The organism is Eisenbergiella porci (genome assembly GCF_009696275.1).
GTDB classification, from domain to species: domain Bacteria; phylum Bacillota; class Clostridia; order Lachnospirales; family Lachnospiraceae; genus Eisenbergiella; species Eisenbergiella porci.
Genome location: NZ_VUMI01000002.1, coordinates 143376 through 159534, shown reverse-complemented (window position 1 = coordinate 159534; position 16159 = coordinate 143376). Strand labels below are relative to the sequence as shown.

12 protein-coding genes are annotated in these 16159 nt (G+C 50.2%); 4 read left to right on the top strand and 8 right to left on the bottom strand.

Annotation, left to right across the window (positions count from 1 at the left end; translation table 11 throughout):
• Nucleotides 1-307: 307 nt before the first annotated feature.
• From FYJ45_RS01865 to FYJ45_RS01835, 7 genes are all read right to left on the bottom strand, one after another.
• On the bottom strand, nucleotides 308-1699 hold the full coding sequence (locus tag FYJ45_RS01865) for an MBL fold metallo-hydrolase (protein WP_195841608.1): 1392 nt from the start codon (nucleotides 1697-1699) through the stop codon (nucleotides 308-310).
• A 201-nt stretch (nucleotides 1700-1900) separates the two neighbouring features.
• Nucleotides 1901-3373: a 4-alpha-glucanotransferase gene (gene malQ / locus FYJ45_RS01860; protein WP_154463191.1), complete on the bottom strand. Its 1473-nt coding sequence runs from the start codon at nucleotides 3371-3373 to the stop codon at nucleotides 1901-1903.
• Nucleotides 3374-3431: 58 nt separating this feature from the next.
• Complete coding sequence (locus FYJ45_RS01855; protein WP_154463286.1) at nucleotides 3432-5732, bottom strand: glycogen/starch/alpha-glucan phosphorylase; 2301 nt, start codon at nucleotides 5730-5732, stop codon at nucleotides 3432-3434.
• Nucleotides 5733-5800: 68 nt separating this feature from the next.
• The gene (locus tag FYJ45_RS01850; protein ID WP_154463190.1) at nucleotides 5801-6790 is read right to left on the bottom strand and encodes a LacI family DNA-binding transcriptional regulator; all 990 of its coding nucleotides are present in this window, start codon (nucleotides 6788-6790) and stop codon (nucleotides 5801-5803) included.
• A gap of 216 nt (nucleotides 6791-7006) precedes the next feature.
• Nucleotides 7007-7345, bottom strand: coding sequence for a HEAT repeat domain-containing protein (locus tag FYJ45_RS01845; RefSeq protein WP_021638401.1), 339 nt, complete (start codon nucleotides 7343-7345; stop codon nucleotides 7007-7009).
• Between the two features lie 280 nt (nucleotides 7346-7625).
• Entirely contained in the window at nucleotides 7626-8855 is a 1230-nt protein-coding gene (locus FYJ45_RS01840) for a 6-phosphofructokinase (RefSeq protein ID WP_021638399.1), read from the bottom strand.
• 95 nt (nucleotides 8856-8950) lie between these two features.
• Entirely contained in the window at nucleotides 8951-9907 is a 957-nt protein-coding gene (locus FYJ45_RS01835) for a calcium/sodium antiporter (RefSeq protein WP_021638398.1), read from the bottom strand.
• An 833-nt stretch (nucleotides 9908-10740) separates the two neighbouring features.
• Here FYJ45_RS01835 and FYJ45_RS01830 point away from each other — a divergent pair.
• Complete coding sequence (locus FYJ45_RS01830; RefSeq protein ID WP_154463189.1) at nucleotides 10741-12096, top strand: MATE family efflux transporter; 1356 nt, start codon at nucleotides 10741-10743, stop codon at nucleotides 12094-12096.
• Nucleotides 12097-12196: 100 nt separating this feature from the next.
• Here the strand turns inward: FYJ45_RS01830 and FYJ45_RS01825 are convergent, their stop codons facing one another.
• Nucleotides 12197-13333 carry an EAL domain-containing protein gene (locus tag FYJ45_RS01825; protein ID WP_154463188.1) on the bottom strand — a complete coding sequence of 379 codons (1137 nt, stop codon included), beginning with the start codon at nucleotides 13331-13333 and terminating at the stop codon, nucleotides 12197-12199.
• A 224-nt stretch (nucleotides 13334-13557) separates the two neighbouring features.
• Here FYJ45_RS01825 and FYJ45_RS01820 point away from each other — a divergent pair, with 224 nt between their 5' ends.
• The 3 genes from FYJ45_RS01820 to FYJ45_RS01810 all read left to right on the top strand — a co-directional run bounded on the left by FYJ45_RS01820 (nucleotide 13558) and on the right by FYJ45_RS01810 (nucleotide 16110).
• The gene (locus FYJ45_RS01820) at nucleotides 13558-14160 is read left to right on the top strand and encodes a cytidylate kinase-like family protein (RefSeq protein ID WP_021638394.1); all 603 of its coding nucleotides are present in this window, start codon (nucleotides 13558-13560) and stop codon (nucleotides 14158-14160) included.
• 230 nt (nucleotides 14161-14390) lie between these two features.
• Complete coding sequence (locus FYJ45_RS01815) at nucleotides 14391-15443, top strand: inorganic phosphate transporter (RefSeq protein WP_025488933.1); 1053 nt, start codon at nucleotides 14391-14393, stop codon at nucleotides 15441-15443.
• Nucleotides 15444-15486: 43 nt separating this feature from the next.
• Nucleotides 15487-16110, top strand: a complete 624-nt coding sequence (locus tag FYJ45_RS01810) for a DUF47 domain-containing protein (RefSeq protein ID WP_154463187.1) — start codon at nucleotides 15487-15489, stop codon at nucleotides 16108-16110.
• Nucleotides 16111-16159: the final 49 nt, after the last annotated feature.

Genomic DNA, 16159 nt, shown 5'->3' with positions numbered 1-16159 from the left:
GGCCAGCCTCCGTCCCCAAAGCCGCCATCCCCCCGCCGGAACCGCCCGCCCCCATCCCCGCCCCAAAACCAGCCCCATCCGACTATGGCCGCAACTTCTCTTCTTAAGAAAACATTAGTGTGGTCTGTAGTGGAGGACATGGTTATTATAGTGTTGGATTAAAAGGGGGATGATTTCTGTTATTCCAGGAAGGCGGAAGTCTCTCTCTTTTTAAGTGGGTTGGTGTGATGAGCGGAAGTAGTGGGATTGGATTTCGGTGAAGAAGTTTTTCGGGACTCGGTCCGTCCCGAAAAAATCTTCACTTATGTCAGAACTGGCGGCGGCGGGCCTGTAGGCCGGCTTTGCCGAAGAAGCCGAGGTAAGATGGTTCTTCGCATAGCCTGTCGGGCGGGAGTTCTTCTTTTTTTACTTTGTCGCTGTCAAAAATATCGCATAGTTCCATCATATCCTGTACCACTTCTTTTCCCAGGGGATTATAGGGGGAAGGGTTATATGGCGTTCCGAAGGGGTAGCCGCCTTCCTGCTCCAGGTGTCCTCCCAGGAGGACGTAATCGTCCATTTCCTCCAGGCGTTCATAGAAGCGCTGCAGATTCTTTCTGTATTCCGAAAGCGGGATGCAGGGTTCCAGCTGGAGGAGTACCATCTGGCCGGAACCGATGGCATCTCCGGTAAAAATCACCTTGTGGGTGTGGTCGATGAATACCACGCTGCCCGGCGTATGGCCCGCAAGCTCCATTACTTCAATGCCGCAGCCGCCCAGATCAATCATTGTGCCGTCTGGGATGTCCAGGACAGCATCGTAGTTGATGTCTCTTCCGGCGAGCATGGTCTTTTTCATGATTTCCAGTACGTCTTTTTCTTTGGAGGACAGGTAGACCGTCTCAAATTCATCCGCATGGTACATGTGGTCGCCGTGGCAGTGGGTCAGGGCAAGCTCCAGAGGCAGATGGGTGATTTTCCTGATCCAGGGGGTTATTGCTTCCGGGCCGAAGCCTGTGTCGATGACCAGGGCCGCCCTGCTTCCTTCCACCACATAGAAGGAGCTTCCCGTATAATCCTGCAGCTTAAAGACGCCGGGGCGGACCATGTCAATCCGGCAGCCCTCCCGTTTGCTTCTGAAAAACATCCAGTCCAGAACCTCCTTCTGTTCCAGCAGCTCTTCTCCTGTCATTTCCGGCTTCTGGGCATAAAGCACTCTTTCGTTTCCTGCCGCCCTGAGGCTCCTTGCCAGGGTCAGGCATCCGTGGAGCAGCTTGCCCTGTTCAGACCATACCTGTCCGCCTGCCGGACAGTAGCTGTCGTTTTCCCTGCCTGAAATCCAGGCGGGAACGTAGGATGCCCTTCTGACCTTCCAGGTCTGGCCCGCGCCTCCTGAAACAGCCACGGCTGCAAACAGATCCGGATAGGCTCCCATCATCTCCCAGAGCATGTTGGCCGCACGGCCTGCCCCGGCGCAATAAATCCTCGTTTCGTCAATGGGATAGGTCTTCACAAGCTCCCTCATCCGTTCGGCAATGTCCATATGCTCCGTACCCTGGTTCACCGTTACCTGCCAGAAAAAGCAGGGATATTTCTCCTGGTTCCAATCCACGCCTTTTCCGTCCTCTTCCAAATACAGAAGCAGCGGATAACCTTCCCCTGATGTTTCATGGCTCCAGCCTTCCGGTTTTTCCAAGTGATTCATTTTCTGTTTTTCCATCCCCATACCTCCCTCTTATTTTGTAATCTAATATGAATGTTCGGTACTATTGCTGTATTCTTATTCTGTCTCTGCCCTCCTCTTTAAGCAGAAAAAACCGCCGGCGGCGGTTTTTTCCTGTCTTGTATTATAATACTGCCGTAAGCAGCCCGAGGGCCGGGAAGGGCAGTATTCCTGCTTTTTTAGTTTACCGGCAGCTGTTTATCTTCCGTACAGTCTGGTCAGCGTGTGGATTTGTTCCGCAAGCTGGGCACTGCACTGGCCTTTTTTCAGACGCCACTTCCAGTTTTCCCCAAGGGTGGAGGGAGTGTTGATTCTGGCCTCAGCTCCCAGTCCCAGCCAGTCCTGAACCGGGATAACGGCTGTATCGGAAACACTGGAAAGCGCCGCTCTCACCATGGCTTCCGGCACATCCTTACTTCTTTTCACATGAAGGTACTGCTTGGCAAAGGCCCTGTCGGCCCTTCCGATTTCCTCCACCCAGGCCGTTGTGGTCTGGTTATCGTGAGTCCCCGTATATACCACGCTGTTCCTGGTATAATTATGGGGAAGGTAATCACTTTCTTCTCTCGGGTCAAAGGCAAACTGCAGCACCTTCATGCCCGGGTAGCCTGTCTTTTTTACCATTTTCAGGACCGCAGGGGTCAGATAGCCCAGATCCTCCGCAATCACCTCTTTTTTGCCCAGCTTCTCCTTCAAGGTCTTAAAGAAGTCATAATCGGGTCCCTTTTCCCAATGGCCGAACTCTGCGGTGAGATCTCCATAGGGAATTGAATAATAAGATTCAAAGCCGCGGAAATGGTCAATGCGCAGAATATCATACAGCTTATAGCAGTAGGCAATGCGCTTCATCCACCACTCATAGCCCGTTTCTTTATGGTATTCCCAGCGGTATAAGGGATTGCCCCAAAGCTGTCCGGTCGCCGAAAAAGCATCCGGCGGGCAGCCTGCCACCGCCAGGGGTGTGCAGTCCTCATCTAACTGGAACAGCTCCGGATTTGCCCAGGTATCCGCTCCGTCAAGGGCCACATAAATGGGGATATCCCCCACGATTTTTATTCCTTTTTTGTTGGCATAGTCCTTCAGTGCAAACCACTGCTTTGCAAAAAGGAACTGCTGGAACTTGTAAAATGCAATTACTTCGGAAAGCCTGCCGCGGTATTCCTCCATGGCTTCCTTCCTGCGAAGCTTGATATCCTCGTCCCAGGTAAGGAAGCTTGCGCCGCCCAGGGAATCCTTGATGGCCATGTAAAGCGCGTAGTCCTCCAGCCAGAATTCATTTTCCTTTACGAATGCCTGATAGTCCGCATTCTCTTCGATTCCGCTTCTGTCAAAGGCTTTCTTCAGCAGTTTGAAGCGGGAATGATACATCTTTTCATAATCGATATAACATTCATCCTCTCCAAAATCCATTCTATCACATTCCGAACAGGTAATCCAGCCTTCTTTCACCAGGCTTTCCAAATCAATGAAATAGGGATTGCCGGCAAAGGTGGAAAAAGACTGGTACGGGGAGTCCCCGTAGCCAGTCGGTCCCAGCGGGAGTATCTGCCACAGCTTCTGCCCCGCCTGTTCCAGAAAATCAACAAACTCATAAGCCTCTTTTGAAAATGCACCGATTCCGTATTCCGAAGGAAGGCTGGAAACAGGCATTAAAATACCACTTCTTCTCATATCTCTACCTCCTGCATATCGCCGGCCCGCCTGCGATACCGCATCAAACTACCCCTTCTCAGTTAAGCTTCCAGATATCCCTGTTGTATTCCCTGATAGTTCTGTCCGAAGAGAAAAAGCCTGCTTTTGCGATGTTCACCAGCATCATCTTTTTCCACTTTTCTCTGTCCCTGTAGTCTTCCAGCATCTTATCCTTCACTGCGATATAGTCCTCCAGGTCAAGAAGCGTCATGAACCAGTCTTTATTCAGGAGCTCCTTGTAAAGACGCTCCAGATTCTCCTTATGGCCGGACTTCATCGCCTGCTTTCCGATGATGAAATCCACCGCCTCTTTGATAACGGGGCTCTTCTCATAATAATCCTTTGACACATAATCCGCTTTTTCGTAATGGTCGATCACGGTTTCGGAATCCCTGCCAAAAATATAGATATTATCATCACCCACCAGATCATGGATTTCCACATTGGCTCCGTCCGCAGTTCCCAGTGTCACGGCTCCGTTTAACATAAATTTCATGTTGCCGGTTCCTGAAGCTTCCTTGGATGCCAGGGAAATCTGTTCGGAAATGTCGCAGGCGGGAATCAGCTTCTCCGCATAGCTTACATTGTAATTTTCCACCATTACGATCTTCATATATTTGCTGGCCTCCGGATCGTTGTTTACAATATCCTGAAGCACCAGGAGAAGATGAATGATATCCTGGGCAATGATGTAAGCAGGCGCCGCTTTGGCTCCGAAAATATAAGTTACCGGTGTGGAAGGCTTTTTGCCTTTTTTAATTTCCAGATATTTATGGATAATATAAAGCGCATTCATCTGCTGGCGTTTGTATTCATGAAGCCTCTTGGCCTGAATGTCAAAGACGGAACCAGGATCGATGTCCACGCCTTCCTTTTCTTTAATAAAAGCAGCCAGCGCCTGCTTTTTCTCCTTTTTAATGGCTTCCATGCGGTTCAGGAAATCCGCATCGCTGCCATATTCCAGAAGCTTCTCCAGCTCATCCGCATCCCTCTTGAAGCCGCTGCCGATTGTTTCCTCTATAAGGGAAGCCAGTTCCCTGTTGCAGGAAAGCAGCCATCTGCGGAAGGTGATGCCGTTTGTCTTGTTGTTGAACTTCTCAGGATAAATCTCATAAAAATGATGCAGCTCGGTATCTTCCAGGATCTGCGTATGAATCGCCGCAACGCCGTTCACGGAGAAGCCGTAGTGGATATCCATATGAGCCATATGGACTCTCTTATCCTTATCAATGATCTGTACCTTGGGATCCTTATATTTAGCCTTCACCCGCTTATCCAGCTCGTCAATGATGGGGATGAGCTGGGGAACCACCTTCTGCAGGTAAGCATAGGGCCATTTTTCCAGCGCTTCCGCAAGAATGGTATGATTGGTGTAAGCGCAGGTTTTGCTTACCACATCGATGGCTTCATCCATGGTGAACGCCTTATCCTCCACCAGGATACGGATCAGCTCCGGAATGATCATGGAAGGATGGGTGTCGTTGATCTGGATAACCGCATGCTCGTTCAGCTTGCGCAGGTCATAATGCTTCTCCCTCATTTCCTTTAAAATCAGCTGGGCAGCATTGCTTACCATGAAATACTGCTGATAAATACGAAGCAGGTTACCGGCCTCGTCGGAATCATCCGGATATAAAAACAGTGTCAGGTTTTTCTCCACATCCTCCTTGTCAAACTGGATGCCCTTCTTTACCAGATCCTCGTCTACGGTTTCCAAATCAAACAGACGAAGCTTGTTTACACCGCTGTCATAGCCGATCACATCGATATCGTAAAGTCTGGAGGTCACCTTCTGTTTTCCGAAATAAACGTCAAAGCTGGTGTCCGTTTTGGTCAGCCAGGACTGTTTTTCCAGCCATTCATCCTTTTCCGCTGTCTGCAGCTTATCCCTGAAAACCTGCTTAAACAGGCCGAAATGATAGTTCAGCCCAATTCCTTCTCCGGGAAGTCCCAGCGTTGCTATGGAATCTAAGAAGCAGGCCGCCAGCCTTCCAAGGCCGCCGTTTCCCAGGGAGGGTTCCGGCTCAGCTTCTTCAATCCTGGACAGCTCCCTGCCCTTTTCCTTCAGAATATTCTCCACCTTCTCATAAACTCCCAGGTTGATCAGGTTGTTGGAGAGCAGCTTCCCAATCAGGAATTCCGCGGAGATGTAATAAACCTTCTTCTTTCCGTCCGTGGGAATCGTTGCATGCATCATCCCCTTTGTCAGGTTCAGAAGCACATAATACAGCTCCTTATCCGTTGTCTCTTCAATCGTCTTTCCATACATTTCCTTTGCCAGATCGCTCATTTCCTGCTCCAGCCGTTCTTCCAGAATCTCTCTCTGAATCGTTTCCATTAATGCCACTTGTTTTTCCTCCTGTCCTGTCCGGTTCTTTGCCCGGGTTATGATTGGAACCCATGTTATCAACATATAATATCCAAATACTGCATTCTTACTATTGAAAAGTCAAGCACAACAGCCCTGCCTTCTCCGCCCTCCAGAAGCCTGCCCATTTCCTCCATTGCTTCAGAGGATACCCGGTAAAAATCCTGCTTTACCGTATTCATCTGCTTTCCTGCATATCCCATAAGAGTGATGCCGTCAAAGCCGCACACCGGCCTGAAAATATCCATTTCCTGCAGCGCCCGCATGGCTCCGATCGCCATCAGATCCGAGGCGCACACGATGATATCCCGGTTCCTGGCGTACTGAAAGGTCAACTGCCTTGCCTTTTTCTCACTGAAATCGCCCTGCCTGACAAACAGGGAAAGCCCTTCCTGCGCAGCCAGCCGCTTTATGCCCTCCAGCCGCTGCGTTGTGACGAATCCGTTTTTCTTTCCTGCGATATAGAGAATCCGGTTTCCCTGGTTCTCATGCAGCGTTTTTCTCGCCACATCGTACTGGGCCTTTTCATGATCAATCGCAACCGACGATGTGCTCTGATTAACAAAGGGCGCATCCACTGCCACAATCTTGAACTGCTGCCCTTCTATCAGTTTATGCAGAACCCTATCCTCTCTGCTCATTCCGTAGATAATAATTCCTTCAATGGCCTGCGCTCTGAGATAATTCTCGATCTCCGCCACACTCCGGTCCTTTATCATGGAAAAAAATACGGTGATGACATCCAGCCCTTTTTCCTGGGCCTTGTTAATGGCTCCGGAAAGGTACTGCATATCAATTTCATCGATTGCCTGGGTCTGCGTGTTCAGATTGACAAGCAGCGCCACTCGTCCGGCCTGTTTGGAAGACAGCGCGGAGGCAATGGTATTGGGCGTAAATTTCAACTCCCGTATCGCCTCATTGACTTTGATCCTGGTCTCTTCACTCACATTGGGATAGTGGTTAAGCACCTTGGAAACAGTGGAAATAGCCACTCCTGCCTTACGCGCCACATCCCTGATGGAAGCCATATCATTCCTCCTTCTGCGTTCCCCTCGTACGGAAAACGTTTTCTACAGACAAATAATACTCCATCCCCCTGCAATTGTCAATAATCGCGATAAAAAAAGTGGTTCAGAAGATACAGCTTACAGCTGCCTGATTTGCATAAAAAAAGACAGCCTGCCGGGACTCTGACTCTCCCGCGGCTGTCTGCTTTATCTGAAAAGTATGTATTAAAAAGAAGCTTATACTCTTGTTTCCTTTGAAGAATTCATAGCTTCCTGCATCTGCTTCTTAGCTTCCGGATCGGTTTCCACCATCAGCTGATGTCTTACTCTCGTTTTCATATATTCCGTATCAATAACTAACGCTGCCTTGCAGGCTGCAACCCTTACTTTGGCATCCTCATGCTCAAGATAATGGGTTATCATATTAAAGGAATCTTCATCCCCGATTTTCCCCAGTGCATCAAGTGCAACTACCAGCACATCACTGTCTGCTTTCCCCATCATTTTAATAATAGGCGCTGTTTTCTTCTTTTCCGTAAGCTTTTTGATTTTTTCAATTTCTTTTTGATCGTTCATTTCTGCTGCCTCCTGATTTTTCTCCGGAGTCCGGGGTTCTTCTGTCCGCCGGGCTTCCGCCGTATTTGTAAAGCGCCCGCCATTCTGGCTAATATCAGGTCAGCATAGCTGGTGTCTTACTCACTATCTACTACTTTAGACCTAAATTGTGTCCAAACTGTGTCCTTGATCTAAAAATACTATTAAACCGTATTTTTTCCTTCCTTATCTGATAAAAAGGGACAGCCCCGGCGGAACTGTCCCTTTATCAGACGGCCGCTTTACGCGGGCCGGCTGTTCTTTATTTTCTTACAAGATGACGCGGCACGCCGTTTACATACAGCGGCTGCAGTTCGCCCATGATGAGCGGTCTTGCATATTTTACATAGCCATCATTTACGTCACAGCCGTCTTCTGTAATCCATTCAGCCGGAACAGGTCTTTCCACGTTGGCGATTGCATGGATATCGTAAGCGCTGGTACCGCACTGATAAGGATCGTCTCCGTTTCTGTCCAGAGTGATCATCATGCCGGTCTTGCCTTCTTCAGCTGCCATAACAGCGTCATGTCCTACCTGGAATGCTTCGTTGATATCTGTCAGGGAAGCAAGATGGGTAGCTGCACGCTGCAGTGTGGAGAATTCTACCGCACGGGTCTTCAGCCCTGTCTCAGCCGCTACCTTGTTAGCCAGAGTAGCCGCACAGCCGGAAAGCTGCTTGTGTCCGAAAGCATCCACGAAATCGGAAGCATTGCCCAGCTCGCATACAAAACGTCCGTCAGCCAGAGCGATGCCTTCAGATACGGCAATAACAACGGAAGACTTGGTTTCGGACAGATATTTTACCTTTTCCATGAACTTGTCCATATCAAAGGTTACCTCAGGAAGGTAGATTGCATCCGGTCCGGAGCAGTCATCACCGCGGCTTAATGCTGCTGCCGCGGTCAGCCATCCTGCATGGCGTCCCATGATCTCAACGATGCAGACGGTGGGCTTCTCCACACCGAAGGACTCGTTGTCGCGGATGATTTCCTTCATGCTGGTTGCAATATATTTTGCTGCGGAACCGTATCCGGGGCAGTGGTCGGTTACCGGCAGGTCATTGTCGATTGTCTTGGGAACGCCCATGAAACGCTGAGGCTTGTTATGAGCAGCCGCATAATCGGACAGCATCTTTACGGTATCCATGGAGTCATTTCCGCCTGCATAGAACAGACACTCAATATCATGCTTCTCCATGATCTCAAATACCTTCTCGTATACTTCTTCATGTCCTTCAATCTTAGGCATTTTGAAACGGCAGGAGCCTAAAAATGCAGAAGGAGTTCTCTTCAGTAATTCAATACCCGTCTCGTCATCCAGATATTCGCCAAGGTCAATCAGGTTGTCCTGTAAAAATCCCTGAATACCATGAACCATACCATAGATTTTCTTTACTCCAAGCTTTTTAGCTGCGGCATATACGCCTGCAACGGAAGAGTTGATTACGGCTGTCGGTCCGCCGGACTGTCCAACTACAATGTTTCCTCTCATTTTGACATCTCCTTTTAAAATTCTTGATTTTATAGCCTTTTTCCATAGTTCGTTAAAATTATAGCAGATTCATTTCCCTATTACAAGTGCTACTCTCAGAAAAAGTTGAATGCGCAATACAGCCCGTAAACAGCCAGCAGAGCGGCCCCCTGTATACGGGAAGCTTTTTTCCTGAACAAAATAGGGACGATGAGGACCGCCATCACAAGAGCGCCTAACGGCGCGTCAACACGCACAGTCTGCGCCTCCAGCTCAATCCCCGTAACCGTGGCCGGAATACCGATTACCAGAAGCAGATTCAGAATATTGGCTCCGATAATATTACCCAGCCCCACATTTTCACAGCCTTTAACCACCGACATAATGGAAGTCACCAGCTCCGGGAGGGAAGTCCCCAACGCAATGGCCGTTACCGCAATCACACGTTCCGGTACTCCCAGATATCCTGCAATAATAATCCCGTTATCCACCAGAAGATTAGCTCCCCAGAACAACAGCACCGCACAGAAAGCCAGAAGCATCAGATTCCTGGGAAGGGAAATCTTCTTCAGCTCCTCCAGGCTCTCCTCCGTCTCCGCCGTTTCCTCCTCCTCGGATTTGGAACGCACCATGTTCAGCCAGGCATAAACACCAAACAGCACAAGAAGCACAATCCCGGCCATTCTGTCAAAATGCCCCGTAAACCACCCATAAGCCGTCAGCGCCAGAATCGTAGCAAAGAAAAACAGACTCCGCCACGCCAGCGAACCAAACTCAACCTTCTTCACCGGACGCAGCAGCTGCGTAAGCCCCGCGATCAACGCCGTATTACAGATAATCGACCCAAACGCATTCCCCGCGCTAATCGCCGCCGACCCGTCAAAAGCCGCCGTCGTAGACACCAGAATCTCCGGCAGAGTCGTCCCAATACTCACAATCGTAGCCCCGACAACAATCTGCGGGATCCCAATCTTCCTGGCCAAAGCCACCGAAGCATCCACCAGCTTGTCCCCGCCGAAGCAGATCAAAACAAGCCCCAACACAAACAACAAAATCACCGAAACCATTTCCATTTCCTCCAAAAAAACATACTCCGCTGCTCATATCCAGCCATCACAAAAACCAACATTCCCCGCCGCCCCAACACAATCCCCCTCGAAAAAACACCATTCCACACAAAATAAATCCCACCCCGACGAACAGCTACCAGTATACCTTCCCCCCCAACACTCGTCAAGCAATTTACACCCCAGAATCTATCCCTCCAATTCTATTTCTTCAATTGATTCCCACTATACCATCAATTTCCCGTTCTCCCCTTTCCACCTGCCTCCCCTCCCCCACCTGCCCTTCCAGGGATAAAGGCATCCGCCGCAGTTTTGCCGTGTACCGGCCGCTGTACGCCCGGAGCCTGCCGCCGTCTTCCGTACCGGTGTGTGCGGCCCGGGCAGCGGAGGGATGCAGAGGGATTTTATACCCCATTGGAAAAAACGGAGATGTTTCTTACTGCTCCGGAATGCCAGGACTCAGCCGCCCCTAGTGGCCTGTCTGACGAAGCACCGGTTAAGTCGCCTGCGACGCCAACCGATGTTGAGGAGTTCCGGCCACGTTGGCTGAATCCTGACATTACGGAACAGTTAGAAACACCCCGTTTTTGAGACTGGAGCATAAAATCCCCCTGCATCCCTCCGCTGCCCGGGCCGCACACACCGGTACGGAAGACGACGGCAGGCTCCGGACGCACAGCGGCCTATACACTGGCAAAACTGCGGCGGATGCCTTTATCCCGATCTTCCCTATTGAGTTTCGGGCGCGGAGCATTTATAATAGGAAGCGCCCATATTTTTCGGGCGGTTATTTTTTTGCAATCAATTCATCTTTAAAGCTGTATGGGGGGACTCTACTTATGAAAAAACAGACAGGAAACCAAATTACGGAAGGTGTTATCTGGAAGCAGCTTCTGTTCTTCTTTTTCCCGATTCTGTTCGGCACTTTTTTTCAGCAGCTCTATAATACCACCGATGCCGTAATTGTAGGCAATTTTGTGGGAAAGGAAGCGCTGGCGGCGGTGGGCGGACCGGCGTCAACACTCATCAACCTTCTGGTGGGCTTCTTTGTAGGGCTCTCTTCCGGCGCTACCGTTATTATTTCCCAATATTACGGAGCCAAAAACAAAACAGATGTAAAAAGGGCCGTACATACTTCCATTGCCCTGTCCATCGCCGGCGGCGCAATTATCATGGTACTGGGCATTATTTTTGCAGGGGCGGCTCTACGCCTCATGAATACGCCTGATGATATCATGCGCCTCTCCGTTGTTTATATGCGTATTTATTTTCTGGGTGTGATTCCTTCCCTGATTTATAATATGGGATCCGGTATACTGCGCGCTGTGGGAGATTCCAAACGTCCGCTGTATTTCCTGATCCTCTCCTGCCTTGTGAATATTGTGCTGGATATTTTCTTTGTGGTAGGGCTGAAGCTGGGTGTTGCCGGCGTTGCCATTGCAACCGCCCTTTCCCAGGTAGTCAGCGCAGTCATGGTCCTTACCGCCCTGATGCGGACGGAGGATTCCTACAAACTGTCACTGAAGGAGATCCGTTTTTACCCCGGAATGCTGAACAATATCATCCGAATCGGCCTGCCCGCCGGACTGCAGTCCACCATGTATTCCATTTCCAATCTGATCATCCAGGCAAGCATCAATTCCTTCGGTACGGATACCATTGCCGCCTGGACGGCCTACGGAAAGGTGGACGGCATTTTCTGGATGATCATGGGCGCCTATGGCGTGGCCATCACCACCTTTGCCGGTCAGAACTTCGGCGCGGGAAAATATGACCGGATTCATAAAAGTGTCCGCGTCTGCCTGGGCATGGCGGCCTTTACCAGCATCCTGCTCAGTGCAATAGTCCTGCTGGGCGGCAGGGTTTTCTTCCGCCTGTTTACCTCCGATGCAAATGTTACCGCCATCGGCCTGCAGATGATGCGTGTGATCTCACCCAGCTACATTACTTATATATGTATTGAAATCCTGGGCGGCACCGCCAGGGGCTGCGGAGATTCCGTCATTCCCATGCTGCTCACCTGCTTCGGCATCTGTGTGCTGCGTGTGGTGTGGATTCTGGCCATCGTGCCACTGCGTCCGGAGCTGTCAACCGTGGCCTTCAGCTATCCGCTGACCTGGACGGTCACCTCGGTTATGTTTATCGTATATTATCTGCGGGGCAACTGGCTGAAGCGCAGCCGGCGGCTGGAGTAAGATCACAGTACTTCCTTATTAAAAAAACGCCGGTTCTGATAACCGACGTTTTTTTACCCCCTTTTAACCTCTCTTTTTTATATCCGTCCTCCCCCTGCCGTTACTTTTCTCTTTGTCCAGCAAGGAACCTTTCCATAAATTCTCTGTAATCTCCGACCGGCATGGGTCTGGCGTATACATAGCCCTGTATGAAATCACAGCCCATTTCCCGCACCATATCCACCAGCTCCATATCCTCCACGCCCTCGGCCACCGTTTCCATTTTCAGCGTCTCAGCCAGGTTCAACATACAGGCTACCACCGCCCGTCCCCTTTCCTCATACTCTCCCCGCTCAAAAAACCTCCTGTCAAATTTCAGCACATTCATAGGAATATCCTTCAGGATGTTCAGGGAGGACTGTTCCGCTCCAAAATCGTCCATGGCGCAGGAAAACCCGTGTTCCTGCAGCCCTTTTACAATCCCGCGGAAAATGTCATGATTTTCCACAATCACGCCCTCGGTAAATTCCAGCTCCAGATATCCGTCGGGTATTTCGTACTGTCTTTTCAGGCGACGGCAATTTTCTGTAAAATCAGGCTGCAGCATGGTTGTCCTGGATACATTGACAGAAATACACAGGGGTCTTCCCTGCTGCCTCAACCATTGCTTCAGGAACCTGCAGGCCTGCTCTAGCATGTAATAATCCAGGCGGAATATAATCCCCTCCCGTTCAAACAAACCGATAAAATCTGCCGGGAATATAAGTTTCCCGTCTGCCCCGCGCCAGCGTACCAGGGCTTCCGCCCGCAGGACTCCCGATTTTTTCAGGGAAATCTGTGGCTGGAGATACATCTCAAACTCCTCTTTACGCAGTGCGTCAGCCATTGCCGCTTCCATGGCCAGCTCCTGCACCACCCTGCTGCGCATCTTTTCATCATAAACAGCCATATGGCTCCCCGGAAGGCTTTTAACGCTTTTTTCAGCAATGTTGGCTCTGTCCAGCATCTCATTCAGACTGAGCCGATCCTCCGGCTTTTCCATCCGATATGCACCGCAGGCAAGTTCCACGCGGATCCGGCGGGAGTCTCCTGCAAAACTTACATCATTATGATGCTTACATATATAATACTGATCTCTGCGCAATACGGCATTGGTGCAAAACGGGCAGGGCTCCTTCCTGTTCTGCAGCACCTCATAGCACTTTTTTCCCTTGTAGTCTCCCCAGGTTTCCTTTATCCGTCCCGCCAGCCGCATCATCCTCTGCCTTTCTTTTTTCAGATATAATCTTATTCTTCTACTATAAATATACCACTGCAAAAAGCAAGTTTTTATTCATTTCTTCAAATGGTTCTTATTCCCTTTTCAAAGCCGCCTTTTTGAGGTACTATTAAAGTAAGGAAAGGTAATGGCAACAGTTCGGTCAGCCCAACTGTTGCAGGTAATGACGGGGCGTTTGCAATTAATAAAAAGGGGGCTTTTATATGGCAAACACAATTATTACAATCGGCAGGCAATTTGGCAGCGGCGGCCATGAAATCGGCAAGCTCGCGGCACAGAAGCTGGGCATCGAATGCTATGACAGCAGGCTGATCCAGCTGGCTTCCGAAAAAAGCTGTATCGGCATGGAGCATCTCAAGCCCGTGGATGAAAAGAGGGCAAATCCCTGGCTCTATACCGTACCCTCGGATTACTCCAACGAAATGACCGGTTTCGGGCTTCCCATGAACGACATGCTGTTCAATGTGCAGTCCCAGATCATCCGGCAGCTGGCAGATAAGGAATCCTGTATCATCGTCGGCAGATGCGCAGATTCCGTGCTGGAAAGCTATCCGAACGTCATATCCGTTTTTATCCGGGCCAATCATCCTGAGCGCGTTAAAAGAATCATGGAGCGCCAGAACATTTCAGCAAAAGAAGCGGAAACGCTCATCAAAAAGATGGATAAGGACAGAAGCCTTTACTACAATTTCTTCTCCGACAAAAAATGGGGACGCGCCGAAAGCTATGATCTCGTCCTCAACAGCACTGCGCTTGGCCGTGAAAGATGTGTTGACCTCATCTGTTCCCTTATGAAGCAGCTGTAAATCCCTTACATAATACAATACAGCTGCGCAGTTTAACTGATTCCCGAAAGGGTTCCCGGGCCGTAAGGCTTCCGGGAATCCTTTTTTTGTTTTTCCCACTTTTTTGCACTATCTTAACCTATGTAAAATGTTTGTAAAATCAATGCAGAAAGCATGTTTTTCCCGTTTTCTTTCATTATAATAGGCCATGTAAATATTATGTTTGAAACATGTTGAGAAAGGGTAAAGAAATGACTATCAGCTTCTCTTCTTTTCTGTCACAGCTTCTTTCCAGCCCGGTTCTGGCGGTCACCGTTGTGCTGACTCTGGGCGTAATTCTCGTCAATGGCTGGACCGACGCCCCCAACGCCATCGCCACCTGTGTCTCCACAAGAGCCATCGGCCCGAAGGCGGCAATTCTCATGGCGGCGTTCTTTAATTTCCTCGGAGTTTTTGTCATGACAATGATCAATGCCAGCGTGGCTTCCACCATCTATAATATGGTGGATTTTGGCGGAAACCCGGATCAGGCCCTCACCGCCCTGTGCGCCGCACTGGTAGCTATTGTCTCCTGGGCTGCGGCCGCATGGTGGTTCGGGATTCCTACCAGTGAAAGCCATGCGCTGATTGCCGGACTGTCCGGCGCCGCGGTTGCCATGCACAACAGCTTTGCCGGAATCAACGGCTCCGAATGGATCAAGGTTATCTATGGCCTGATCCTCTCCACACTTTTGGGTTTCCTGCTGGGCTGGCTGTCAGCAAAAACTGTGGAGACGGTGTGCAAAAACATGGATCGGCCCAAAACCACCGGATTTTTCGGCGGGGCGCAGATTGCAGGAGGGGCGGCCATGGCCTTTATGCACGGCGCACAGGACGGCCAGAAATTCATGGGTGTTTTCATGCTCGGGATTTTTCTCGCAAACGGACAGGATAATGTGACCAGCTTCCGCATTCCCCTGTGGCTCATGATTCTGTGCAGCGCCGTGATGGCCCTGGGCACCTCCATCGGTGGCTACCGCATCATTAAGGCCGTGGGAATGGATATGGTAAAGCTGGAAAAATACCAGGGCTTTGCCGCGGATATGGCCGGCGCGGCCTGTCTTCTGCTCTCCTCGCTGACCGGCATCCCCGTCTCCACCACACATACGAAAACCACGGCCATCATGGGCGTGGGCGCGGCCAGAAGGCTTTCCAGTGTAAACTGGGGAGTGGTCCGTGAAATGGTGCTCACCTGGGTTCTTACCTTCCCGGGCTGCGGCCTGATTGGCTATCTGTGCGCCAGGCTGTTTTTGTTTATATTCTGAACAGTTACATACAATTATTTCATTTCACTGAAAGGATATTGCAATGGGTAGAAAAAAAGAAAATAATTATTTTGACATGTTCATCCAGGCCGTAACCTATTCCTGCCAGGCGGCGGATATGCTGAAGGAAAACTTTATCAGCTTCGATCCCGAACAGCTGCCGGCCTGCATGGAGGCCCTCCATCATATAGAACATACGGCGGATCTTGCCAAACATGATTTGATGGAAAAGCTGCTGAAGGAATTCATCACTCCCATCGACCGGGAGGACATCATAGAGCTCTCCAGCGCGCTCGATGACGTGACCGACAGCCTGGAAGACATACTGCTGCGGCTGTATATGTTCCGCATCACTTCCCTGCGCGAGGACGCCGTTTCCTTCGTCAGCATTATCTGCGACTGCTGCTGCGCCCTGAAGAAGCTGATGGTGGAATTCCCTGAATTCCGCAAATCCAAAGCGATTAAGGATATGATAATCGAAATCAACCATCTGGAGGAAAACGGCGACAAGCTTTACACAGAAGCCATGCGCAGGCTGTATTCCGAATCCGGCGACGCCGTGGAAATCCTGTCCTGGACCGCAATTTATGACAGACTGGAAAAATGCTGCGATAAATGCGAGGACGTGGCGGATGTAGTGGAAACGGTTATTTTGAAGTACAGCTGACGGCAGGGAAATGGAATCCGGGCTGCTGTGTTTTTACAGCGCCGGTTTC

Coding starts and splice junctions, on each gene's coding strand:
- FYJ45_RS01865 (WP_195841608.1), bottom strand. CDS start 1,699: ATGGAAAAACAGAAAATGAATCACTTGGAAAAACCGGAAGGCTGGAGC.
- malQ (WP_154463191.1), bottom strand. CDS start 3,373: ATGAGAAGAAGTGGTATTTTAATGCCTGTTTCCAGCCTTCCTTCGGAA.
- FYJ45_RS01855 (WP_154463286.1), bottom strand. CDS start 5,732: ATGGAAACGATTCAGAGAGAGATTCTGGAAGAACGGCTGGAGCAGGAA.
- FYJ45_RS01850 (WP_154463190.1), bottom strand. CDS start 6,790: ATGGCTTCCATCAGGGATGTGGCGCGTAAGGCAGGAGTGGCTATTTCC.
- FYJ45_RS01845 (WP_021638401.1), bottom strand. CDS start 7,345: ATGAACGATCAAAAAGAAATTGAAAAAATCAAAAAGCTTACGGAAAAG.
- FYJ45_RS01840 (WP_021638399.1), bottom strand. CDS start 8,855: ATGAGAGGAAACATTGTAGTTGGACAGTCCGGCGGACCGACAGCCGTA.
- FYJ45_RS01835 (WP_021638398.1), bottom strand. CDS start 9,907: ATGGAAATGGTTTCGGTGATTTTGTTGTTTGTGTTGGGGCTTGTTTTG.
- FYJ45_RS01830 (WP_154463189.1), top strand. CDS start 10,741: ATGAAAAAACAGACAGGAAACCAAATTACGGAAGGTGTTATCTGGAAG.
- FYJ45_RS01825 (WP_154463188.1), bottom strand. CDS start 13,333: ATGATGCGGCTGGCGGGACGGATAAAGGAAACCTGGGGAGACTACAAG.
- FYJ45_RS01820 (WP_021638394.1), top strand. CDS start 13,558: ATGGCAAACACAATTATTACAATCGGCAGGCAATTTGGCAGCGGCGGC.
- FYJ45_RS01815 (WP_025488933.1), top strand. CDS start 14,391: ATGACTATCAGCTTCTCTTCTTTTCTGTCACAGCTTCTTTCCAGCCCG.
- FYJ45_RS01810 (WP_154463187.1), top strand. CDS start 15,487: ATGGGTAGAAAAAAAGAAAATAATTATTTTGACATGTTCATCCAGGCC.